Raw genomic sequence first — 24,267 nt, 5'->3', positions numbered from 1 at the left:
GCGTCACGGTTCGCCGCGACTGCCCGGGTCGACGAAAAGCCGTTCGAACAAGCGTCTGGATTCGCGCAAACCCTCGTCGGTCAGGACCACGGATTTCGCGTTGTTCACGGGGTTGCCGATCAAACCGCGCGCGTGCAGGCGATTCATCACGTCCCAATCGAGCCCCTTCCATGCGCGATTGTGGTCGTGCAGAGTCAACTGGAGCAGCGCAAGGACTGCGTCATCGATTGCTGCCGTATCGATTTCCATACAATTTCCATCCCGATACCCGATCGAGCCGGTCACGCGCGCTGCACGTCGAGCGTCGCGAGCAACTTGATGAAGTTGCGCTTCGCGCGATACGTCTTCCGGACCGCATCGAGTTCCATGTCGAATTCCGCGTTCTGTCGCTGCGCCGCCCGCAGCGCACCGATCGCCTGCACGACGCGAAACGCCTCGTCATAACGCGCACCACCGGCCCCGCGTTCGACGGCGATCGGCAACAACCGGTGATACAGCGCGATCGCATCGGCAGGATGCGTCTTCGCGCGTGCGGCCGCCATCGCCGGCCATATGCCGGTCTCGACCGGCCCGCCGCGAAACGCGTCCCACGCCGCTGCGTCGTCCTTTTCCGCAAGCAGCAGCTTGACGAGTTCGGTGCGCGCCGAAGGCTGCCAGCCCCGGCGCGCGCGGCCGGCCCGGGTCGGCGCTTCCTGGCTCCGCGCGAGAGACAGCAGATGCGAAACCGCGCGCTCCCGCACGGCATCGCGTCGCTTCGTCACTTTTGCGACCTTCATCAACGCCGAGAATGCTTCCGCCGTTGGATGATCGTCGAAACGCTGCCAGGCAAGTTCATCGGCCCGATCGAATTCGCGGCGACGCAAGTATTCGTCGATACAGAAGCCCAGAAGACGCAAATCGCGACGATCGCCCGCTTCGCGCAACCCGCGCTCGGCCCATGCCAGCCCTTCGTCGAAGCGGCCATGCTCCGCGCACCATTCCGCGATCTGCGCGAATCGGTACGACGCCGACAGATCCTTCGACCAGATGCGAATCAGCGCGTCGACGTCGCCGTCGTGCCTCGCCAGCGATTCCATCGCATGCTCGAGATTCAAGCGTACCGAATCGTACGAACGCCGATCGTCCCGCCCCGCCGGCAGCGGGGGCAGCGCGGCCCATTGATGCTCGACCAGTTCCCGATAGCGGCTCAATCCCGCGTCGCCCAGCGGTTCCGCATAGGCCGGCAGCACGCCGCGGAACGTATCCCACTGCCCGTCGACTTGCAGCCGAAACAGGCGTTCGGCCAGTTTCACCGGCTCCGGCCGCGTCCGGATGCACGCATCGAGATGCACACCGGCCAGTTCGCCGATGCCGGGCGCCACACTGCCGTCCGAGTCGTCGATCTGTTCGAGGCTCGCTTCAGCGTCCGCAATCGCCAGTTCCGCCAGCTCGACCACCTGCGCGGCATGGGGGCCCGCCAACTGCCGTCGCAGCATGTCGGCCACTTCGAAGAGGGCTTCTCCGTACGTGTGCGCTTCATCCCAGCCGAGCGGCCGCGACACACGCGTCAATTGCCGGACGGCGGCGCGCAGGCTTGCCACGTCGCCGGCATTCGCGGCACGTGCGTCGAACAGCAGCCTGTCGCGCAATGACCGATCGCGCACGGCCGCGTCGAACAGACAGCTCCGCAACGCATCCTCGTCGAGCGTCTCCAGATAGTCGCGAATCAGTTCCGCATGGGTCTTGCGTTTGCGTCGCGGACGCGCCGGCTCGGGCGCATCGTCGCGAAAGACCTCCTCGCCGCTGTTTTCGAGCCACGACAATGCGACAGCCACCGCATGCTTGCAGAACGCACCTTCGTCGCCTACCGGGCAATTGCATTCGTAGTCCAGCGTGCCGTCGGCGCCCACCGCGAATTCGACACGATAACGATACGTGCCGCGCACGGTCGCCGACAGTTCGCCGTTGCTTTCGGTCAGCCGCGAAACCGCGCCGTCGTGGAAATAGGCCTTGCCGCGTGCGAAGGATTGCGGATCGGCCAGCGTGCGGATTTCCGCGAGCGTGATGACATCGGAGAGGGAAATATTGCCTGCCATGGGTCGCGACATCAATTCGGTTCGATGCCGGAAATTATACAAATGCGCGTGGCGAACCGAGGCAGGCGTGCCCGCTCAATGCCGCGCGAAACGGATCACGCCATCCGCGTCTTCGCTACGCTTCAATTCGCCCGCTAGCCACAGCAGGTTCAAATGCGCGAGTGCCTCGCCGAGCGCGAACGTCATCTGGTGAATGTCGAGCTCGCGGCGGCGGAACATGATCGGCACGATGTCGGCCGCACTCATCGGCTGCTCCGCGCACGCGACGCGCACTTCGTCGAGCCGCGCGTCGTGGTGTTCGCGCAGTTGTGCGATACGCGTGCGCACGCCGCGGAACGGCTTGCCGTGCGACGGCAGCACGAGCGTGTCGGGCGCCATCGTCTCGTAGCGGCCGAGCGACTGCAGGTACAGCGCGAGCGGGTTCGCTTCCGGCTCGAGGTCGAACACGGACACGTTCGTCGAGATGCGCGGCAGCACCATGTCGCCGGAGATCAGCACGCCGTCCGCTTCGCTGTGCAGCGCGCAATGTTCAGGCGAATGGCCGTAGCCGGTGACGACGCGCCACGTGCGCGCGCCGATCGTCACCGCATCGCCTTCGCGCAGGCGCCGGTAGCGCGGCGGCACGGCCGGCACGAGATCCGAGTAGTAGCTGCGGCGGTTGCGCAGCTTGTCGAGCGCGGCCGGATCGGTCAGCCCGTGGCGCGCGAAATGATCGGCGGCGGCCGCGCCGCCCGCGTTCGAGCCGTTGCCCGCCGCCATCAGGCAGCCGAACATGTATTCGCCGAGCGTCATCCACAGCCGCACGTTCCAGCGGCCCTTGTCGCCGCCGTCGCACAGCCAGTTCGCGAGGCCGAAGTGATCGGGGTGGCAGTGCGTGACGAGCACGCGCAGCACGGGCAGTCCGTCGAGATGCGCGTCGAAGATCTGCTCCCAGTGCGTGCGGATCGCGTCCGACGAGATCCCGCAATCGACGATCGTCCAGCCGGCCTGCCCGTCGATCTCGTCGCGCAGCAGCCACAGGTTGATGTGGTCGAGCGAGAACGGCAGCGGCATGCGCAGCCAGCGCACGCCGGGCGCGACCTCGAACGTGTCGCCCGCGGCGGGCAGCGTGTCGGCGAAGGGATAGTCGAGTTGGTGTTCCAGTGCGTTCATCGGTGGGGCGTCTCGTCGTTATCGGTGCAAATGCGCGCCGGCGGCAGGCCGCGGCGGGCGGTGCGTCGATTCTATCGCCGTCCCGCGAAACGCGTGCCCGGCGGCCGCCGGCCCGTCAAAAAAGTTCGTGCCAGAATCGGTTCCGTACCCGTATCTTTACGCGAAGATGCACCGAACGGCACCCAACGACGGATAACCCGCAGCTTGCCGACCGGCCACGCGTCGCCGCAAAGTCTTTGATCCGCCCGCTTGGGCGCTAAAATGGCGAGTGCTTACAGCCCCTCCTGAACGAGCCTGCACGCAATGAATCACTTCCCCAAACTGCTGTCGTCGCAGATCGGTTTCGACGTCGCGCAGACGATGCTCGAAAACTTCGACCGCCACTACCGGATCTTCCGCGAAGCGGCCGTCGACGCGAAGACGCTGTACGAGCGCGCCGACTGGCACGGGCTGCAGCGGCTCGCGCGCGAACGGATCACGTCGTACGACGATCGCGTGCAGGAGTGCGTCGAGGTGCTGGAAGACGAATACGACGCGGAGAACATCGACGACGAAGTCTGGCAGCAGATCAAGCTGCACTATATCGGCCTGCTCACGTCGCACCGTCAGCCCGAGTGCGCGGAGACGTTCTTCAATTCGGTGTGCTGCAAGATCCTGCACCGCTCGTATTTCAACAACGATTTCATCTTCGTGCGCCCGGCGATCTCGACCGAGTATCTCGAGAACGACGAACCGGCCGCGAAACCGACCTACCGCGCGTACTACCCGGGCACCGACGGGCTCGCGGTCACGCTCGAGCGCATCGTCACGAATTTTCAGCTGGAGCCGCCGTTCGAGGATCTCGAGCGCGACACCGCGTGCGTGATGCAGGCGATCCACGACGAATTCGGCCACTTCGACGCCGCGCCGAATTTCCAGATCCATGTGCTGTCGTCGCTGTTCTTCCGCAACAAGAGCGCATACATCGTCGGCCGCATCATCAATGCCGATCGCGTGCTGCCGTTCGCGGTGCCGATCCGCCATGTGCGCCCGGGCCTGCTCGCGCTCGACACCGTGCTGCTGCGCCGCGACCTGCTGCAGATCATCTTCAGCTTCTCGCACTCGTATTTCCTCGTCGACATGGGCGTGCCCTCCGCGTATGTCGACTTCCTGTGCACGATCATGCCCGGCAAGCCGAAGGCGGAAATCTACACGTCGGTCGGCCTGCAGAAGCAGGGCAAGAACCTGTTCTACCGCGACCTGCTGCACCACCTGTCGCACTCGAGCGACCGCTTCATCGTCGCGCCCGGGATCAAGGGCCTCGTGATGCTCGTGTTCACGCTGCCGTCGTTCCCGTACGTGTTCAAGATCATCAAGGATCACTTCCCGCCGCCGAAGGAAACGACGCGCGCGCAGATCATGGAGAAGTACCAGCTCGTGAAGCGCCACGACCGCCTCGGACGGATGGCCGACACGCTCGAGTATTCGAGCGTCGCGCTGCCGCTCGCGCGGCTCGACCATGCGCTCGTGCGCGAGCTCGAGAAGGAAGTGCCGTCGCTGCTCGAATACGAGGACGACAACCTCGTGATCAAGCACCTGTACATCGAGCGCCGGATGACGCCGCTGAATCTGTACCTGCAGAACGGCACCGACGCGGACATCGAGCACGGCGTGAAGGAGTACGGCAACGCGGTGAAGGAGCTGATGAAGGCGAACATCTTCCCCGGCGACATGCTGTACAAGAACTTCGGTGTCACGCGCCACGGCCGCGTCGTGTTCTACGACTACGACGAGATCGAGTACCTGACCGACTGCAACGTGCGCCGCGTGCCGGCGCCGCGCAACGAGGAAGACGAGATGTCCGGCGAACCGTGGTATACCGTCGGCCCGCACGACATCTTTCCGGAGACCTACGGGCCGTTCCTGCTCGGCGACCCGCGCGTGCGGGACGTATTCATGAAGCATCACGCGGACTTTTTCGATCCCGTGCTGTGGCAGACGAGCAAGGACAAGCTGCTGCAGGGCGAATTGCCCGATTTTCATCCGTACGACGTCGCGCTGCGCTTTTGCGTGCGCTACCCGGAGCGCTTCGGCGCGACGGACCAGAACGACGGCGAAGGCGACGCGCAGCGCGCTGCCTGACGCCGGTTACACCGAACCCGATATCGACCCGATTTCCGAAAACGGATTCCACACCGATGAACACCCCAGTCAACCCGCTCTCGCACCTGTTCGACAACAACGACGCCTGGGTCAGGCGCAAGCTCGCCGACGATCCCGAGTTCTTCACGCGCCTCGCCGACCAGCAGGCGCCGGAATATCTGTGGATCGGCTGCTCCGATTCGCGCGTGCCCGCGAACCAGATCATCGGCCTGCCGCCGGGCGAAGTGTTCGTCCACCGCAACATCGCGAACGTCGTCGTGCACAGCGACCTGAACTGCCTGTCGGTGATCCAGTTCGCGGTCGACATCCTGCGCGTGAAGCACATCATGGTCGTCGGCCACTACGGCTGCTCGGGCGTGAACGCGGCGCTGCACAACCGCCGCGTCGGCCTCGCGGACAACTGGCTGCATCACGTGCAGGACGTGCGCGAGCGCCATGCGGCGCTGCTCGACGAGTGGCCGGTGGGCGAGGCGCGCTATCGCCGCCTGATCGAGCTGAACGCGATCGAGCAGGTCGTCAACGTGTGCCGCACGACGATCGTCAACGACGCATGGGCACGCGGCCAGTCGCTCACCGTGCACGGGCTCGTGTACGGCGTGCACGACGGCCGGATGCGCAACCTCGGGATGGCCGTGTCGAACTTCGAAGCGCTCGACGAAACCTACAAGCGCTGCGTCGCCGCGCTGACCGCTGGCGGCCAGCATGCGCCCGACAACGACATGGTCGCCGCCGATGCCGCGCAAATGAACGAAGTCGCGCAGGCGGTGGTCGATACCCTGAAGCCTTGCACGGACGCGGAGTAAGCACGCGTTCCGCGTCGGCGGCGACACAATGGCAACCTGGATCGAACTGACCTGACGCCGTCACCACGGCACTGCAACGGAGCGGCGAACATGAAAACCGTACTGATCGTCGGCGCATCGCGCGGCCTCGGCCGCGAATTCGTCCGGCAATACCGGCGCGACGGCTGGAACGTGATCGCCACCGCGCGCGACGAAGCGTCGCTCGCCGCGCTGCGCGCGCTCGGCGCGCAAGCGCATGCGCTCGACATCGCGCAGCCCGAGCAGATCGCGGCGCTCGGCTGGAAGCTCGACGGCGAACGGCTCGATGCGGCCGTGCTCGTGTCGGGCGTCTACGGGCCGCGCACCGAAGGCGTCGAGACGATCGCCGCCGAGGATTTCGACGCGGTGATGCATACGAACGTGCGCGGGCCGATGCAGTTGCTGCCGATCCTGCTGCCGCTCGTCGAGGATGCGCGCGGCGTGCTGGCCGTCGTGTCGAGCCGGATGGGCAGCATCGCCGAGGCGACCGGCACGACCGGCTGGCTGTACCGCGCGAGCAAGGCGGCGCTGAACGACGTGCTGCGCATCGCGTCGCTGCAGACGCGCCACGCCGCGTGCATCTCGCTGCATCCCGGCTGGGTGCGCACCGACATGGGCGGCGCGCAGGCCGCGATCGATCCGGAAACCAGCGTGACCGGCATGCGCCGCGTGATCGCCGAAGCCGGCGCCGACGTGTCGCAGGCAAACGGCCGTTTCTTCCAGTACGACGGCATCGAGCTGAACTGGTAAGCCGCGGTCACAACCGAGCGTCGTTAATTCCCGTTTCGCATGATTTTGAACCGACCTGACACGTGCCCGTGCGGCGGCGCGTCCCCTGCTCCCGCCGGCAAAGCGCCGGCCCCGCGCTACGCGGCCTGCTGCGGCCGCTTCATCGACGGCGGCGAAGCCGCGCCGACCGCGCTCGAGTTGATGCGTTCGCGGTACAGCGCGTACGTGCTCGGCGCGACCGGCTACCTGCGCGCGACATGGGCCGCGCGCACCTGCCCGCCCGATCTCGACACCGACCCCGAGGCGCCCGACGCGCCGCGCTGGCTCGGCCTCGCGGTAAAACGCCATGTGCCGCTCGACGAACGGCACGCTGAGGTCGAATTCGTGGCCCGCTACAAGGTTGGCGGACGCGCGTACCGGCTTCACGAGACGAGCCGTTTCGAACGCGACGAGCACGGTTTCTGGCGCTATGTCGACGGCGAAGTAAGCGACCGCTGACAAATAGTTGCTGTGTCAGACGCCGGGTAATTCCCGCATTGCACAACCTGATTTTGTCAGGCTAGGATGGCCGTCAGATTGGTCATGTTGCATGGCAGGGCTTACGAATGGCGTTCAGCAAGGTATTGGTGGGATGGATGGCGGCCGGTGCGCTGTCGGCCGCTCAGGCCGGTACGCTGCCGAACGCAAATACGGGTGCCGGCACCGCAAGCGGGTCGCTCGCCCACGCCGAACGCTTCGATTACGGCGGCTCGAACCTGCCGCAGGTCGCGGCCGGCCTCAACGAACAGATCCTCCGCATTCCGGCCGATGCTTCGGGCTCCGTCACGCTCGAGGCGACGCTCTTCAAGCCGGACGGCCCCGGCCCGTTCCCGCTCGTCGTCTTCAACCACGGCAAGAACACCGGCGATCTCCATCTACAGCCGCGCAGCCGGCCGCTCGCGTTCGCACGCGAATTCGTGCGCCGCGGCTATGCGGTGATCGCGCCGAACCGCCAGGGCTTCGCCGGCTCGGGCGGCACCTACCAGCAGGAAGGCTGCAACGTCGGCAAGAATGGCCTCGCGCAGGCCGCCGACGTCGACGCGACGGTGCGCTATATGTCGCGCCAGTCGTATGTCGATGCGTCGCGCATCGTCGTCGCCGGCACGTCGCACGGCGGCCTCGTATCGGTTGCGTACGGCACCGAAGCCGCACCGGGCGTGCGCGGCATCATCAACTTCTCCGGCGGGCTGCGCCAGGACCTCTGCGACGGCTGGCAGCGCAACCTGGTCGATGCATTCGACCAGTACGGCGCACGCACGGCCGTGCGGTCGCTGTGGCTGTACGGCGACAACGATTCGGTGTGGACGCCCGGGCTCGTCGCGCAAATGCACGACGCGTACGTGTCGCACGGCACGCAGGCCCAGTTCATCGATTTCGGCCGCTACAAGGACGACGCGCACCGGCTGATCGTCGATCGCGACGGCGTGCCGGTCTGGTGGCCGGCCGTCAACGCGTTCCTCGAGAAGCTGAACCTGCCGACCTCGGTGCGCTACGCGGTCGCGAACCCACACGAACCGAAGGCCACCGGCTATGCGGCCATCGACGCGGTCAACGCGGTGCCGTATGTCGACGAAGCCGGCCGCGAAGGCTATCGCCGCTTCCTGAACCAGCATCCCAGCCGGGCGTTCGCGGTGTCGTCGGAAGGCGCGTGGTCGTGGGCCGAAGGCGGCGACGACCCGATGGCGCTCGCGCTCGACAACTGCGCGAAACAGGGCGCGGGCGCGTGCCGGCTGTATGCGGTCAACGACCGCGTCGTGTGGAACGCAAACACGACGCAGACGGCCGACAACGGCGACAGCAGCACGCACGACACCGATACGCACGCGCTGGCTTCGCGCTGACGCGCGGCGGGCCGTACGCCGCGCCTTTTTCGCCTCCCTTCCACTTACCGCCTCATTCTTCCGTGCGCGATCGCATCGCGCGCCGCCGTATTCGCGCGTTCGCGCCATCACGCCACCGCCTGCCGTTCCGGCAGCCTGATCCCCCGGATTCAGCAGACCATTCCGCCGCCGCGGTTCGCGCGTGGCATCGCCCCGTTTTGCCGGCCCCCTTCGATCCCCGATTTTTCGCGACCGCACCGCGCCCCGTCCCGCGATTTTCTCTGTCGGGGGGTGTCACTCGAACGTCGCTATCTGCGCTCATTTCAGGGCATCTGAACCGTACCGTTCCGAGTAGCCCCGATCTGCGCCGAACTCCCGCCCGGCAAGGCTTTGCGACGTTTGTAACCGCTAGTGCAACGTGTCGCGGAACACGCTAATCTCAGCGCGTTTTCGAATCTGCCGCGCGGCATCCCGTCGATGCCGCGCGGCCGTTTTACCCTTCGGAGTTGCCTTGAGTACGCCAGCCACCGACGACTGGGTCGCGCGCAGCCTGCGCGCGGTCTGGCATCCCTGCACCCAGATGAAGCACCACGAACGCCTGCCGCTGATCCCGGTCGCGCGCGGCGCGGGCGTGTGGCTGTACGACCGCGAAGGCCGTCGCTACTTCGACGCAATCAGCTCGTGGTGGGTCAACCTGTTCGGCCATGCGAACCCGGACATCAACGCAGCGCTGAAGGACCAGCTCGACACGCTCGAGCACGCGATGCTCGCCGGCTGCACGCACGAGCCCGCGATCGAGCTCGCCGAGCGGCTGCACGCGCTCACCGCGCGCACGCTCGGCCATGCGTTCTTCGCGTCGGACGGCGCGTCGGCGGTCGAGATCGCGCTGAAGATGAGCTTCCACGCGTGGCGCAACCGCGGCCGCGCGAACAAGCAGGAATTCGTCTGCGTCGCGAACAGCTATCACGGCGAGACGATCGGCGCGCTCGGCGTGACCGACGTCGCGCTGTTCAAGGACGCGTACGACCCGCTGATCCGCCATGCGCACGTCGTCGCGTCGCCCGATGCGCGCGGCGCGCTGCCGGGCGAGACGGCCGCCGACATCGCGGGCCGCGCGCTCGCGGACGTGCGGCGCCTGTTCGTCGAACGCGGCGACCGGATCGCCGCGCTGATCGTCGAGCCGCTCGTGCAGTGCGCGGCCGGCATGGCGATGCACGATCCGTCGTACGTGCGCGGGCTGCGCGCGCTGTGCGACGAATTCGGCGTGCACCTGATCGCCGACGAGATCGCGGTCGGCTGCGGCCGCACGGGTACTTTCTTCGCATGCGAGCAGGCCGGCGTGTGGCCCGATTTCATGTGCCTGTCGAAAGGCATCAGCGGCGGCTACCTGCCGCTGTCGCTCGTGCTCACGCGCGACGACGTGTTCGCGGCGTTCTACGACGACGACACGACGCGCGGCTTCCTGCACTCGCATTCGTACACGGGCAACCCGCTTGCGTGCCGCGCGGCGGTCGCAACGCTCGACCTGTTCGCGCGCGACGACGTGCTCGCGCAAAACGCGCGCAAGTCGGCCGCGATGCGCGCCGCGCTCGCACCGCTCGATGCGCACCCGCAGGTGCGCCACCTGCGCGAACGCGGCACGCTGTTCGCATTCGACGTCGCGCTCGACGGCGACGCGGCGCGCGGTTTCTCGCGGCGCTTCTTCGAACGCGCGCTCGAACGCGAACTGCTGCTGCGCCCGATCGGCACGACCGTGTACCTGATGCCGCCGTACGTGATGAGCGACGACGACATCGCGTGGCTCGCGCAGCGCACGCGCGACACGCTCGACGCAACGCTCGCGGAGATCTCGTGATGACGACATCCCTGCTCGACACGCTGCAGCGCGGCCTCGCCGATCTCGACGCGCAAGGGCTGCGCCGCGTGCGCCGCATCGCCGACACCGCGTGCGACGCGCGCATGACCGTCGACGGCCGCGAGATCGTCGGCTTCGCGAGCAACGACTACCTCGGCCTCGCCGCGCACCCGGTGCTCGTCGCCGCGTTCGCCGAAGGCGCGCAGCGCTACGGTTCCGGCAGCGGCGGCTCGCACCTGCTCGGCGGCCATTCGCGCGCGCACGCAAAGCTCGAGGACGAACTCGCGGGCTTCGCGGGCGGCTTCTCCGACGCACCGCGCGCGCTGTACTTCAGTACCGGCTACATGGCGAACCTCGCCGCGATGACCGCGCTCACCGGCAAAGGCGCGACGATCTTCTCCGACGCGCTGAACCACGCATCGCTGATCGACGGCATGCGGCTGTCGCGCGCGAACGTGCAGGTCTACCCGCACGCGGACACGGCCGCGCTCGCCGCGCTGCTCGAAGCATCGGATGCCGAAACGAAACTGATCGTCAGCGACACCGTGTTCAGCATGGACGGCGACATTGCGCCGCTCGCCGAACTCGTCGCGCTGGCCGAACGCCACCGCGCATGGCTCGTCGTCGACGACGCGCACGGCTTCGGCGTGCTCGGCCCGCAGGGCCGCGGCGCGCTTGCGGCCGCCGCGCTGCGTTCGCCGAATCTCGTCTACGTCGGCACGCTCGGCAAGGCGGCCGGCGTCGCGGGCGCGTTCGTCATCGCGCACGAGACCGTAATCGAATGGCTGATCCAGCGCGCGCGCAGCTACATCTTCACGACGGCCGCGCCGCCGGCCGTCGCGCATGCGGTCTCGGCCAGCCTGAAGCTGATCGCGGGCGACGAAGGCGACGCGCGCCGCGCGCATCTCGCCGCGCTGATCGAGCGCGCGCGCGCGCTGCTGCGCAACACGCGCTGGCAGCCGGTCGATTCGCACACGGCCGTGCAGCCGCTCGTGATCGGCAGCAACGACGCGACGCTCGCCGCGATGCGCGCGCTCGACGCGCACGGCCTGTGGGTACCCGCGATCCGGCCTCCTACGGTGCCCGTCGGCACGTCGCGGCTGCGCGTGTCGCTGTCGGCCGCGCATTCGTTCGACGATCTCGCGCGGCTTGAAACCGCGTTGATCGAAGCCAGCGAGGCAGCAGCATGACGGCGCCGCTCTCGCTGTTCGTCACCGGCACCGACACTGAAATCGGCAAGACCTTCGTATCGGCCGCGATGCTGCACGGCTTCGCGCGGCACGGCCTGCGTACGGCTGCACTGAAGCCGGTCGCGGCCGGCGCGTACGAACGGGACGGCGTCTGGCACAACGAGGATGCCGACCAGCTCGACGCGGCCGCGAACGTCGTGCTGCCGCCCGAACTGCGCACGCCGTTCCTGCTGAAAGCACCGGCCGCGCCGCATATCGTCGCCGCGCAGGAAGGCGTGACGCTCGACCTCGACACGATCGTCGCGTGCCACCGCGAAGCGCTGACGCGTGCGGACATCGTCGTCGTCGAAGGCGTCGGCGGCTTTCGCGTGCCGCTGAACGACACGCAGGACACGGCCGATCTCGCGGTCGCGCTCGGCCTGCCGGTCGTGCTGGTGGTCGGCGTGCGGCTCGGCTGCATCAGCCACGCGCTGCTGACGGCCGACGCGATTCGCCAACGCGGCCTTACGCTCGCGGGCTGGGTCGCGAACCATGTCGACCCGGCGATGTCGTTCGCCGACGAGAACGTCGCAACGATCCGCGACTGGCTCGTGCGCGAGCATCGCGCGCCGCTGCTCGGCCGCATCGCGCACCTGAGCCCGGCCGCTCCCGAATCCGCCGCGGCGATGCTCGACATCGCCGCGCTCGTCGAGTCGCTGCGCGCCGCGCAGCATTGACCCAACCGATCCCTCAATCCCGCCCAGGACAGGAAAACGAAATGACCCAAGCCCAGACCGCCGCCGTGCAACCCGACGCGATTCCCGTGGCCGCACCGGCCCCGCAGCGCTGGCGCGTCGCCGACGTCGTCGCGCTGTTCGCACTGCCGTTCAACGACCTGATCTTCCGCGCGCAGCAGGTGCATCGCGAGCACTTCGACGCGAACGCGGTGCAGTTGTCGACGCTGCTGTCGATCAAGACGGGCGGCTGCGAGGAAGATTGCGGCTACTGCTCGCAGTCGTCGCATCACGACACGGGCCTGAAGGCCGAGAAGCTGATGGACGTCGACACGGTGCTCGACGCCGCGCGCGCGGCGAAGGCGAACGGCGCGAGCCGCTTCTGCATGGGCGCCGCGTGGCGCAACCCGAAAGAGCGCCACATGCCGGCGCTGACCGAGATGGTGCGCGGCGTGAAGGAGCTCGGCCTCGAAACCTGCATGACGCTCGGCATGCTCGAGGACGAACAGGCGCAGCAGCTCGCCGACGCGGGCCTCGACTACTACAACCACAACCTCGACACGTCGCCGGAGTTCTACGGCCAGGTGATCTCGACGCGCACGTACCAGGACCGCCTCGACACGCTCGACCGCGTGCGCGACGTGGGCATCAACGTGTGCTGCGGCGGCATCATCGGGATGGGCGAATCGCGCCGCGAGCGCGCGGGCCTGATCTCGCAGCTCGCGAACCTGAACCCGTATCCGGAATCGGTGCCGATCAACAACCTCGTCGCGATCGAAGGCACGCCGCTCGAAGGCACCGCGCCGCTCGACCCGTTCGAATTCGTGCGCACGATCGCGGTCGCGCGCATCACGATGCCGAAGGCCGTCGTGCGCCTGTCGGCCGGCCGCGAGCAGCTCGACGACGCGATGCAGGCGATGTGCTTCCTCGCCGGCGCGAACTCGATGTTCTACGGCGACCAGTTGCTGACGACGAGCAACCCGCAGACGCAGCGCGACCGCGCGCTGTTCGAGCGCCTCGGCATCCGCGCGAGCCAGGCCGACGCGCTGTCGGACAACGCGTAAGCGAAACGGCCGTCGGGCCGAGCCTGCGAACGAAAAAGCCGGGGCATGCCCCGGCTTTTTTCACCCGATCGTCTGCACCGCGTTGCTTTTCGCGGCTCGGATCACGGTCTTCTCGACGCGCCTGCGCACGCCGTCGAGCGTCACACGTGTGCCGCCGCGCCGTCGAGCGCCGCGCGCACCCGCTCGACGAGCTGTGCGTCGACGGGTGCCAGCACCTCGCCGCGCGGCCGCACGCCCGAGCCGAAATGCACCGCGCGCACGCCGGTGGCCCGGACGAAATCGCCGACCGCATCGACGGTGAGCCCCGAACCGGCCAGCACCGTGCACGTCGCCCCTTCCGCGTGCCGCACCATCCGCGTGATCGTCGCGGCCGCGTCGAGCACCGACGGATGGCCGCCCGACGTCAGCACCGACGTGACGGCCGGCACGCGCAGCAGCGCGTCGAACGCGGCGTTGAGGTCGCGCGACACGTCGAACGCGCGGTGGAACGTCAGCGCGCGGCCATCCGCGGCGGCGGCGATGCGGGCCAGTGCGCCGAGATCGACGTCGCCGCGCGCGTCGAGCGCGCCGAACACGACACCGTTCGCGCCGGCCGCAACGGCCGCGCGCACGTCGCGTTCGATCACGCGCAGGTCGTCGGCGTCGTAGACGAACGACCGGCTGTGCGGGCGCACGATCACGTTGACGGGAATCGGCACGGCGGCCACGACGGCCTCGATCAGGCCGACGCTCGGCGTCAGCCCGCCTTCGGTGATCGCGGTCACGAGTTCGAGGCGGTCGGCGCCCGCGCGGGCGGCGGCCTTCGCATCGCCGACGGTCGTGGCGATCACTTCGAGGAGGACGGAGGAAGCGGCGTTTCGGTTCATCGGCGGCTCGCGATTCGTCAGGACAATTCGCGCATCCTAGCCGAGCGGCGCGACGGGCGCCAGCGTGCCGGCCGCCGCGCGTATCAGCCGCGCCGCACGAGCCAGACACCGGCCAGCGCGGACAACGCCATCGCCACGGCACCGGGCGCGAACCGGAACATCCGCGCGTTCACGTCCACGCCCTGCTGCTGCATCACGTCGACGATCCCTGGCGACAGCAGCAGCGACGCCCAGCCCATCATCCCGAACGCGGTGGCCGCGGTCGCGACGAGCAGCGCGATGCTAGCCGGCGTCCGCCTCGTCGTCGCCCCAGTCGATATCGCCGCACAGCACGCGCTGCGCATCGCCGACGCGCACGGCGACCGACAGCGTCACGCACGGCTGCGCCTCGTTGATCGACAGGTACGGCCGCGTGACCTGCACGCGCCCCGGCTCGGCGATCGCCGAGCGGAAATACGGCCGGCGCAGCCAGTTCGCGCCCTGCGCGTCCGCCAGCGGCGAGAAGCGCGCCTCGCTCAGCGCGCGATCGGCGCGCAGCACGACGTTGCGGCCCGACTGCCGGCCGTGCGCGTCGAGCAGGAAGCAGCGCGCGGCCGCGTCGAGCGCGAGGAAGTTCCAGCACACCTCGTCGAGCGGTTCGCCGGCCGCGAGGCGCTCGGCCGCACGCTCGAACGCGCGCAGGTACGGCGCGATTCGCTGCGCGTCGCGCCGCTCGCGCGCTTCGGTTTGCTGACGAAAGCGCTCGGTCAGCTCGCCGATGCAGGCCGTCGCGGCCGCGCTGTCGGGCAACCCCGGCGCCGGGCGGCCGAAGTAGTAGCCTTGCACGAAATCGGCCTCGCACGACAGCGCGATCTGCGCCTCGTGCTCGGTCTCGATCCCTTCGACGAGCACGAGCTTGCCGGCCTCGTGCAGCAGCGTCACCAGCCCGTGCAGGATCGCGGTGAGCCCCGTGCGGTGCGCCGCGTGCGACAGCATGATGCGGTCGAGCTTCACGATGTCCGGGTTCAGTTGCCAGATCCGCTCGAGATTCGAGTGGCCGGCGCCGAAATCGTCGAGCGCGATCAGGAAGCCATGCGTGCGGAATTCGCGCACGGCCTCGGCCAGCCGCTCGACGTCGTCCGCGCGCTGTTCGAGCACTTCGAGCACGACGCGGCGCGGCGGCATGCCGAGCCGCTTCAGGTTCGCCAGCAGCGCGGCCGCCTGGAACGGGTCGGTGAGCACGCCCGGATGGACGTTGAGAAACAGCCACTCGCGCTCGGCGCCGAACAGCGCGAAGTTTTCGAGATGCAGCGCCTGCGCGAGCCGGTCGAGCTGCAGCAGTTCGCCCTGGCGCGCGGCTTCGCCGAATACGTCGAGCGGCGACACGGGGCGGTCGAGCGCATCGTGCGCGCGCAACAGCGCCTCGTAGCCGATCGCACGCTGGTGCGACAGGCTGAATATCGGCTGGAACACGGTCGTGAGCGTCAGGTCGCGATGCTGCGTCGCCAGACGTTCGAGGCCGGAGCTCATCTCCCGCTCGAACCGGTACGGCGACGCGGCGGCCGGACGCTCCTGTTGCACGATCGTCATACCTTCCTCCTGGTGAAGCACTCGAACGCGCCGACCGACGAAACGGACGGCGCGCGCAATGTCTTGGTTGGACCCTCGGTTGTCCGGTCGGTGCCGGACGGCTGCCCAGCATCAAGCAAGCTCCGTGCAAGGAGCAAACAACCCATGCGCCGCGCGGGTGAGCGGGGCTGCCGCACCAGCGTGGCGCGCATCCGACGCACCATTTTCGTGCGCACGCACCGGCCGCTTGAGCGCAGCCGTCACTGCGGCACGCTACACTCCGTACGATCGTTTCATTCGCCGCATTCGCCGTATCGATGGAAATCGTCTTCACAGTCCTGATCCTGCTGCTGACCGTCGCACTGTCCGGCGCCGTCACGCGCAACCTGCCATTGCAACTGCCGCTGCCGCTGATGCAGATCGCATTCGGCGCGATCCTCGCGTGGCCGAAGTTCAACCTGCACGTCACGTTCGATCCCGAAATCTTCATGCTGCTGTTCATTCCGCCGCTGCTGTTCGCGGACGGCTGGCGAATTCCGAAACGCGAGCTGTACCTGCAGCGCCGCGCGATCCTGATGCTCGCATTCGGGCTCGTGTTCATGACGGTACTCGCAGTGGGCTACTTCGCGCATTGGCTGATTCCCGAGTTGCCGCTGCCGATCGCGTTCGCGCTCGCGGCCGTGCTGTCGCCGACCGACGCGGTCGCGCTGTCGGGCATCGCCGGCCGTGGCAGGATCCCGCCGCAACTGATGCACATCCTCGAAGGCGAGGCGCTGATGAACGACGCGTCGGGCCTCGTCGCGCTGAAGTTCGCGATCGCGGCCGCGCTGACCGGCGTGTTCTCGCTGCGCGCCGCGTCGGTCACGTTCGTGATCGTCGCCGCCGGCGGGCTCGCGACGGGCGCGATCGTGTCGTGGGGGTTCAGCGCGCTGTCGACGCGCTTCCTGAACGCCGAGCAGGAAGGCGACCCGGCCCCCGGCATCGTGATGACGCTGCTCGTGCCGTTCGCGGCCTACCTGTTCGCCGAGCATCTCGACCTGTCGGGCGTGCTCGCGGCCGTGTCGGCCGGGATGATGATGAATTACACGAGCTTCTCGCGCAAAAGCACCGTCGCGTCGCGCGTGCGCGCCGAAAGCACGTGGGCGATGATCGAGTTCGTGTTCAACGGCATGGTGTTCATCATGCTCGGGCTGCAGTTGCCGCACATCATCGGCCGCGCGCTCGTCGACGCGCACCATACGAGCGACGCGCTCGTCGGCCGGATGATCTTCAACGTGTGCGCGATGATGATCGCGCTGTATGCGATCCGCTTCCTGTGGGTCTGGCTGCTGCGCTGGATTGCGAGCCGCCGCGCGGCGCGCCAGGGCCTCGCGGGCACGATGGCCGGCGTGCGCACGATCGCGGTGATGACGGTCGGCGGCGTACGCGGCGCGGTCACGCTCGCCGGCGTGCTGTCGATCCCGGTCGCGCTCGCCGACGGCGCGCCGCTCCCCGGGCGCGACACAGCGATCTTCGTCGCGTCGGCCGTGATCCTCGGCTCGCTCGTCGTCGCGGTGATCGGCCTGCCGCTGCTGCTGCGCGGCGTGCGCTCGTCGCGCAACCCGCTCGCCGACGAGGAACGCACCGCACGCGCGGCCGCCGCGCAGGCCGCGATCCGCGCGATCGACTCGTCGCACGACGCGATCTCGGCCGATCTCGACGAATCGGGCGCCGCGCGCTGCGCGGACATCTCCGCGCGCGTGATGGACCAGTACCGCCGCCGGCTCGCCGCGCTCGCCGAGGACGGCCCCACGCCGCGCGCGGAAGCGAAGCAGAGCGAAACGATGGAGCTGCAGATGCGGATCGCGGCCGTGCGCGCGGAACGCTCGGTGCTGTACCGGATGCGCAGCGAGAGCAAGATTTCCGACGAGACGCTGACGAAGCTGATCCGCGAGATCGACCTGTCGGAAACCGCGCTGTCGACGCGCAAGAAAGGCATTCTCTGACGGTGGAGCAGCGCAGCGGCCTGTTGCGACGCCCGTCACGTGCAACGCGGGGCTGGCCCCCCTCTCCCGAAGCCGGAATTCGACCGGCGGCAACCCAGGGCTGAGCCCCGTGTCACACGGGGCTCAGCCTTTTTGTTTTGGCCCGATGCGTTCGCAGCCGGTCGGCGGCGGCATCGTGCCGCAAAGGCCGTTTGTTTCGCATTTCCGGCAGCGGTGTCAGCCGGCTAGCACTTCGCCCTCCGGTCGGCGGCCCGTTTAAAAAAACGTACACAATATATCCCTATTATTTGTTGCGGGCCGAGCCGGACGATTCCATCCAACTCGATCGTCAGATACATCTTCAGCGAATGTCGAGGACCGGACTCATTGATCCGGCGCATGCGCATTTCGCCACGCCCCGCTCCTCATCCATCGCAATCCTAATCAAAAATGCGGATGCCGTTCGCCGCAAAATGGGCAAACCCATGATCAAACCCATATCGCGTCAAAGCCGCCGACGATTTCTTGCGCAAGGCACCGCCATGCTCGGCAGTGGCATGCTGTCCGCATGCGGCGGCGATTCGATCGACTCCATCGACGCCTCCGCCCGCTTCGCCGACGACTTCGTGTGGGGCGTCGCCACCGCGGCGCCGCAAATCGAAAGCCGCGACGGCCGCGGGCGCAGCAACTGGGACGTGTTCGCCGACCAGCCCGGCACGATCGCCGACGGCTCGACGAATGCGCGCTGCATCGAATTCGAGAAGCGCTACCCGGGCGACCTCTCGCTGCTCGCGAACGCGGGCGTCCAGGCCTTCCGCTTCTCGACCGCGTGGCCGCGCGTGCAGCCGGACGCCGCCGGCGCGACGAGCGAAGCGGGCCTCGCCACCTACGATCGCATGGTCGACGCGATGCTGGAGCAGCACCTCACGCCATACCTGACGCTGTTTCACTGGGACATCCCGGTGTGGGCCGGCGATTTTCGCGACCGCGACATCGCGTACCGGCTGGCCGACTACGCGCAGATCGTGTCGCGCCGACTCGGCGACCGGGTCAAGCACTGGATGATGCTGAACGAGCCCAACGGCGTCGCGCTTTCCGGCTACGCGTACGGCGCGTCGCCGCCGCGCGCGCAGTCCATGGGCGCGATGTTCGCCGCGATCCACCATCAGAACCTCGCGCAGGGGCTGATGTTCCAGGCCGTGCGCTCGAACGTGCAGGGCGCGGCGCAGATCGGCACTACGATCAGCGGGCGTCCGGTGCATGCGGCAACGAGTGCGGCCGCCGATCAGGCCGCCGCCACGCAGTTCGACGCGATCTGGCATCGCGCGTTTCTCGACCCGCTGTACGGCAAGGGCTATCCGGCCGAACTGCAGGCGGCGCTGGCGCCGCTTGTCCAGCCGGGCGACATGACGACGATCGCGGCAAACCCGGATTTTCTCGGCGTGCAGTATTACAACTGCTTCTACGTGAAGGCCGGCGCCAACGGCGCGGGCTTCGCGCTGGCTGCCAGCCCCGCGAACGAAATACAGACGATGGGATACCCGGTCGAGCCGTACGGGATGTCCGAGATGCTGCTGCGCGTCCACCACGACTACGGCGCGCCGCGCATCCTCGTCACCGAGACCGGATTCGCGATCGCCGAGCCGGCGCCGAGCGGCGGCATCGTCGACGACGGCTCGCGTATCGACTACCTCGCGAGCTACCTGAATGCCGCGCACGATGCGTATCGGCAGGGCGTTCGCCTCGGCGGGCTGTTCTGCTGGGCAGGAATGGACAGTTGGGAGTGGGGTAGCGGCTTCGCAAAGAAATTCGGGCTGATCCACGTCGACCCGACAACACAGGAACGCCTGCCGAAACGCAGCCTCGCGTACTACTCGCGCTGCATCGCCGGCAATCGCGTCGCGTAGGCGGCGCAGGCGCGCAGGCAGGCAAGCAGGCGGCCCGCGAACCAACGCGCCCGCCTGCTCGCAGCGCCCCGCCAGCCGTCGCGCGGGCGCGTCGTCCCCCGGTCCCCCCTGAGCGAATCGCCACGCCGCGCGCTCGCGTTACTTCGCGACGACGACCGGAATCCCCTTCAGCATGCCCGCGCCCTTCATCTCGTCGAGTGCATGCTGCACGGCCGCGCTCGTCGCCGCGTCGATGCCGAGCTGCAGCGCGAGCTCGCGCTCCGCGCGCTTCACGCCGGCCAGGTTGCGCACCTTCACGTGACCGAAGCCGCGCACGCGGGCGTGCAGGTCGGCCAGCTGCGCGACCTGCGCCGCATTGCCGGCCGTCGTCGCGGCGAGCGCACGGGCGAGCGTCGTCTCGTAGTCGTCGGCGAGCGCGCGTTCCATCCTGCGCTCGACGGTGCGGCCGAACGGATCGAGCCACGTGCCGCGCAGGCTGCGCACGCGCGCCAGCATGCCGAACACCGGCCACATCCACTGGCCGAACACGCGCTTCTTCGGCACGCCGCCGTCGCGGCCGGCCTTCGAGACCGTCGGCGGCGCAAGGTTGAACTTCACGCGATAGGCCTGACCCGGCACGCCTTCGAACTGCGCTTCGAGCGCGGTGCGGAATGCCTCGTCCGCGTAGAGCCGCGCGACCTCGTATTCGTCCTTTACCGCGAGCAGCCGGTAGAACGTCGTTGCGACCGCGCGCGTCAACGCGTCGTCGCCCTTCGCGGCCGCCGCGTTCACGAGCGCCCGGTAGCGCTCGACGTAGCGCGCGCCGCCGTACGCATCGAGACGCGCTTCGCGATCGGCGATCAGTTCGGCAAGCGTTTCCGGCGCGGCGTGCGCGGCCACCGCATGACGCGCGTTCCACAACGCATCGAGGCCCGCCGCATCGCCGGCCGCCATCCGGCCGATCGAAAACGCGAGCTTGTTCATCGGCACCGCGACGTTGTTCAGCTCGATCGCGCGCATCATCGCGGCGAGCGACACCGGCACGAGGCCGAGCTGCCACGCGTAGCCGAGCATCAGGATGTTCGCGCCGATCGAGTCGCCGAGGAATTTCGCGGCGAGCGCCTGCGCGTCGCAGCTCGACAGGTAGCCGTCGCCGGCCGCGTGACGCATCTTCTCGAGCAGCGCGTCCGCATGCAGGTTCGCGTCGGGGTTCTGCACGAACGACGCGTTCGGGATCCGGTGCGTGTTGACGACGATCCGCGAACGCTCGTGACGCACCGTCTGCAGCGCTTCGGCACTCGCGCCGACGACCATGTCGCACGCGAGCAGCACGTCGGCCTGCTGCGTGTCGATGCGCACCTGGTTCAGCCATCGGTCGCTCGCGGCGATCCGCACGAACGACAGCACCGAGCCGCCCTTCTGCGCGAAGCCCATGAAGTCGAGCACCGATGCGCTCTTGCCTTCGAGGTGGGCGGCCATGCTGATCAGCGCGCCGACCGTCACGACGCCCGTGCCGCCGACGCCCGTCACGAGCATGTCGAACGGCGCCGCGTCGAGATGCGTCGCCGGCACCGGCAGCGCGTCGACACGCACGGCGAGCGCCGCTTCGTCGAACGCGGCACCCGCGGCCTTCTTCAGCGCCGCGCCTTCGACCGTCACGAAGCTCGGGCAGAAACCGTTCACGCACGAATAGTCCTTGTTGCACGACGACTGGTCGATGCGGCGCTTGCGGCCGAGCGGCGTCTCGAGCGGCTCGACCGACAGGCAGTTCGACTGCACGCCGCAGTCGCCGCAGCCTTCGCACACCGCTTCGTTGATGAACAGGCGCTTGTCCGGGTCGGGGAATTCTCCCTTCTTGCGGCGGCGGCGCTTCTCGGCCGCGCAGGTCTGGTCGTAGATCAGCACGGTGACGCCCGGCGTCTCGCGCAACTCGCGCTGCACCGTGTCGAGTTCGCTGCGGTGGTGGAACGTCGTACCCTTCGGGAACAACCCGTGATGGCCGTCGTACTTCTCCGGTTCGTCGGACACGACGACGAAGCGCGACACGCCTTCCGCCTCGACCTGCCGCGCGATCTGCGGCACCGAGATGCTGCCGTCGACCGGCTGGCCGCCCGTCATCGCTACCGCGTCGTTGTAGAGGATCTTGTACGTGATGTTCGCTTTCGCGGCGACCGCCTGGCGGATCGCGAGGATGCCCGAGTGGAAGTAGGTGCCGTCGCCGAGGTTCTGGAACACGTGCTTCGTGTTGGTGAACATCGCGTGCGCGGCCCAGTCGACGCCCTCGCCGCCCATCTGGATCAGCCCCGTCGTGTCGCGCTCCATCCACGACGCCATGAAGTGGCAGCCGATGCCGGCCTGCGCGATCGAGCCTTCCGGCACCTTCGTCGACGTGTTGTGCGGGCAGCCCGAGCAGAAGTACGGCGTGCGCTTCACCGCGTCGGCCTCGTTCGACAGGATCTGCGGCGCGACGAGATCGACCACGCGTTCGCGGCGGTCGAGCGCCGGCTTGTGCCGCGCGAGCCATTCGGCGAACACCGGCAGGATGCGCGACGGGCGCAGCTCGCCGAGTTCGGACAGCAGGCAGGCGCCAGCAGCGTCGTGCTTGCCGAGCACGCGCGGACGCGCGCCTTCCGTGCGGTTGTACAGGTAATCCTTGATCTGCTGCTCGATGACGGGGCCTTTCTCCTCGATCACGAGCACTTCGGCGAGCCCGTCGACGAAGGTCTCGATACGCGTCATCTCGAGCGGATACGACAGGCCGACCTTGTAGATCCGCACGCCGGCCGCGTCGAGGTCGGCCACCGTCAGGTCGAGACGGCGCAGCGCTTCCATCAGGTCGAGGTGCGCCTTGCCGCAGGTGACGATGCCGACGTTCGCCTGCGCGCTCGGCGCGATCCACTTGTCGATGCTGTTGGTGCGCGCGAAATGGCGCACCGCGTCGAGCTTCGCGGCGAGACGCGCCTCGATCGTGAGGCTCGGCAGGTCGGGCCAGCGGTTGTGCAGGCCGCCCGGCGGCGGCGTGAAGCCCGCCGGCGCCGGCCACTGCGTCTGCAGCCCGTCGAGGTCGACGGTCGAGCCCGACTCGACCGTTTCCGAAATCGCCTTGAAGCCGACCCAGGCGCCCGAATAGCGCGACAGTGCCCAGCCGTACAGGCCGAATTCGAGCATGTCGGCGATGTTCGCCGGGTTCACGACCGGCATGTGCCACGCGATCATCGCGAAGTCGCTCTGGTGCGGCATCGACGACGATACGCAGCCGTGGTCGTCGCCCGCGACGACGAGCACGCCGCCGTGCGGCGACGAACCGTACGCATTGCCGTGCTTCAGCGCGTCGCCGGCACGATCGACGCCCGGGCCCTTGCCGTACCACATCGCATACACGCCCTCGACCGTGCGCTCGGGATCGGCCTCGACACGCTGCGTGCCGAGCACGGCCGTGCCGCCGAGTTCCTCGTTGATCGCGGGCAGGAAGCGCACGCCGCTGCCGTCGAGCAGTTTCTGCGCTTTCCACAACTGCTGATCGACCATGCCGAGCGGCGAGCCGCGATAGCCGCTGACGAAGCCGGCCGTGTTGAGCCCCTGTTCTGTGTCGACCGTGCGCTGCATCAGCAGCAGGCGGACCAGCGCCTGCGTGCCGGTCAGGAAGATCCGGCCGCGCGTCGCGGTCAGGTTGTCGGTCAGGCGGTAGTCGGACAGGGCGGGCGGGCCGTCGACGGGCAAGCGGGCGGTCATGGGGGAAGTCTCCTGATTGTGCTGTTCTGGGCTGCGCGGCGGGGCGTCGGACGACGCGTGACCGGCGGCAGCGAATGGCTCTATTTTTTCGCGCGCAGACGAGAATGTTTTTTCTCTTCTTGCTCGGGCGGGCCCGCAGCGAGAAAAACTGCGCAGCTTTTTATCGGGATTTGAGAGAGTTTTCGCGCGCGGCGGCGGAGCGGGATGGGCGGGGTGTCGGGACGGCCGGGTGGTTTGCGGGAACAACCGGTGCGGGCCCGAAGACAGCCGGCCGGCGCGGCGGCGGGCGCTCGCGCCTCGTGCGACAAGGGTTTCAGCGGTCGGTGGCGGTCACCCTCACCATTGAAATGCACAGCATTCCGATTGGCCGGGGGCGCGGGATGTCCACAATGCTGCGCCCTTCAGCCGATCGGGCTCGCGCGCTCACCGTTCGAACGCACAGCGTTTCGAGTGGCGTTGGGGGAGGGATGTCCACATCCGAAATCGGTATCCGGTTCGCTCGGGCGCCGATGCTCACCGTTGAAATTCACAGCGCGGCGAGTGGATTTCGGCGGTGGATATGGACCTATCCGTGATTTCGTGGGCGAGGCATATCATGAGGTGTAAAGGCCATGGATATGCCGATGAAAAAGAAAAGACAAACTTTAGCGCGTCAGGCAGCGGCCCGAGGG

General features: G+C 68.1%; 18 protein-coding genes. 11 read left to right on the top strand and 7 right to left on the bottom strand.

Annotated features, from left to right (window positions below; genetic code table 11):
* Positions 1-3: 3 nt before the first annotated feature.
* The 3 genes from ACNQQL_RS30760 to ACNQQL_RS30750 form a co-directional block, all read right to left on the bottom strand.
* Positions 4-249, bottom strand: a complete 246-nt coding sequence (locus tag ACNQQL_RS30760; protein ID WP_347067947.1) for a DUF6429 family protein — start codon at positions 247-249, stop codon at positions 4-6.
* A 32-nt stretch (positions 250-281) separates the two neighbouring features.
* A complete protein-coding gene (locus tag ACNQQL_RS30755) occupies positions 282-2,087 on the bottom strand; it encodes an SWIM zinc finger family protein (protein ID WP_416392786.1) in 1,806 nt (601 codons plus the stop codon).
* Between the two features lie 63 nt (positions 2,088-2,150).
* Positions 2,151-3,227: an MBL fold metallo-hydrolase gene (locus tag ACNQQL_RS30750; protein WP_347067945.1), complete on the bottom strand. Its 1,077-nt coding sequence runs from the start codon at positions 3,225-3,227 to the stop codon at positions 2,151-2,153.
* A gap of 303 nt (positions 3,228-3,530) precedes the next feature.
* Between ACNQQL_RS30750 and aceK the strand changes: the two genes are divergently transcribed.
* The 9 genes from aceK to bioB all read left to right on the top strand — a co-directional run bounded on the left by aceK (position 3,531) and on the right by bioB (position 13,600).
* Entirely contained in the window at positions 3,531-5,348 is a 1,818-nt protein-coding gene (gene aceK / locus ACNQQL_RS30745; RefSeq protein WP_347067943.1) for a bifunctional isocitrate dehydrogenase kinase/phosphatase, read from the top strand.
* Positions 5,349-5,404: 56 nt separating this feature from the next.
* Entirely contained in the window at positions 5,405-6,172 is a 768-nt protein-coding gene (gene can, locus ACNQQL_RS30740; protein WP_034179177.1) for a carbonate dehydratase, read from the top strand.
* 90 nt (positions 6,173-6,262) lie between these two features.
* Positions 6,263-6,940: an SDR family oxidoreductase gene (locus ACNQQL_RS30735; RefSeq protein WP_072437405.1), complete on the top strand. Its 678-nt coding sequence runs from the start codon at positions 6,263-6,265 to the stop codon at positions 6,938-6,940.
* A 39-nt stretch (positions 6,941-6,979) separates the two neighbouring features.
* On the top strand, positions 6,980-7,417 hold the full coding sequence (locus ACNQQL_RS30730; RefSeq protein ID WP_347067940.1) for a YchJ family protein: 438 nt from the start codon (positions 6,980-6,982) through the stop codon (positions 7,415-7,417).
* A 107-nt stretch (positions 7,418-7,524) separates the two neighbouring features.
* A complete protein-coding gene (locus tag ACNQQL_RS30725; protein ID WP_347067938.1) occupies positions 7,525-8,799 on the top strand; it encodes a dienelactone hydrolase family protein in 1,275 nt (424 codons plus the stop codon).
* 490 nt (positions 8,800-9,289) lie between these two features.
* Positions 9,290-10,633 carry an adenosylmethionine--8-amino-7-oxononanoate transaminase gene (bioA, locus tag ACNQQL_RS30720; RefSeq protein ID WP_347067936.1) on the top strand — a complete coding sequence of 448 codons (1,344 nt, stop codon included), beginning with the start codon at positions 9,290-9,292 and terminating at the stop codon, positions 10,631-10,633.
* Positions 10,633-11,823 carry an 8-amino-7-oxononanoate synthase gene (bioF, locus tag ACNQQL_RS30715; protein WP_347067934.1) on the top strand — a complete coding sequence of 397 codons (1,191 nt, stop codon included), beginning with the start codon at positions 10,633-10,635 and terminating at the stop codon, positions 11,821-11,823. The genes bioA and bioF overlap by 1 nt, the downstream gene beginning before the upstream one ends.
* On the top strand, positions 11,820-12,539 hold the full coding sequence (gene bioD, locus ACNQQL_RS30710; RefSeq protein ID WP_347067932.1) for a dethiobiotin synthase: 720 nt from the start codon (positions 11,820-11,822) through the stop codon (positions 12,537-12,539). Before bioF ends, bioD begins: the two co-directional genes overlap by 4 nt.
* A gap of 41 nt (positions 12,540-12,580) precedes the next feature.
* On the top strand, positions 12,581-13,600 hold the full coding sequence (bioB, locus tag ACNQQL_RS30705) for a biotin synthase BioB (RefSeq protein WP_347067930.1): 1,020 nt from the start codon (positions 12,581-12,583) through the stop codon (positions 13,598-13,600).
* A 140-nt stretch (positions 13,601-13,740) separates the two neighbouring features.
* Here bioB and ACNQQL_RS30700 read toward each other — a convergent pair whose 3' ends face one another.
* The 3 genes from ACNQQL_RS30700 to ACNQQL_RS30690 form a co-directional block, all read right to left on the bottom strand.
* Positions 13,741-14,466 (bottom strand): copper homeostasis protein CutC, encoded by a 726-nt coding sequence (locus ACNQQL_RS30700; protein WP_347067928.1) that lies wholly within the window; start codon positions 14,464-14,466, stop codon positions 13,741-13,743.
* Positions 14,467-14,549: 83 nt separating this feature from the next.
* On the bottom strand, positions 14,550-14,708 hold the full coding sequence (locus tag ACNQQL_RS30695) for a hypothetical protein (RefSeq protein WP_347067926.1): 159 nt from the start codon (positions 14,706-14,708) through the stop codon (positions 14,550-14,552).
* 40 nt (positions 14,709-14,748) lie between these two features.
* Positions 14,749-16,035, bottom strand: coding sequence for an EAL domain-containing protein (locus tag ACNQQL_RS30690; protein ID WP_072437423.1), 1,287 nt, complete (start codon positions 16,033-16,035; stop codon positions 14,749-14,751).
* Positions 16,036-16,331: 296 nt separating this feature from the next.
* Between ACNQQL_RS30690 and ACNQQL_RS30685 the strand changes: the two genes are divergently transcribed.
* Entirely contained in the window at positions 16,332-17,999 is a 1,668-nt protein-coding gene (locus ACNQQL_RS30685; RefSeq protein WP_347067924.1) for a Na+/H+ antiporter, read from the top strand.
* A 191-nt stretch (positions 18,000-18,190) separates the two neighbouring features.
* Complete coding sequence (locus ACNQQL_RS30680) at positions 18,191-19,885, top strand: glycoside hydrolase family 1 protein (RefSeq protein WP_347067922.1); 1,695 nt, start codon at positions 18,191-18,193, stop codon at positions 19,883-19,885.
* Between the two features lie 138 nt (positions 19,886-20,023).
* Here ACNQQL_RS30680 and ACNQQL_RS30675 read toward each other — a convergent pair whose 3' ends face one another.
* Entirely contained in the window at positions 20,024-23,596 is a 3,573-nt protein-coding gene (locus tag ACNQQL_RS30675) for an indolepyruvate ferredoxin oxidoreductase family protein (RefSeq protein WP_347067920.1), read from the bottom strand.
* Between the last annotated feature and the right edge of the window lie 671 nt (positions 23,597-24,267).

Source organism: Burkholderia sp. LFS061, from assembly GCF_047978125.1.
Taxonomy (GTDB): domain Bacteria; phylum Pseudomonadota; class Gammaproteobacteria; order Burkholderiales; family Burkholderiaceae; genus Burkholderia; species Burkholderia pyrrocinia_C.
This window is presented reverse-complemented; position numbering and strand designations above follow the sequence as displayed.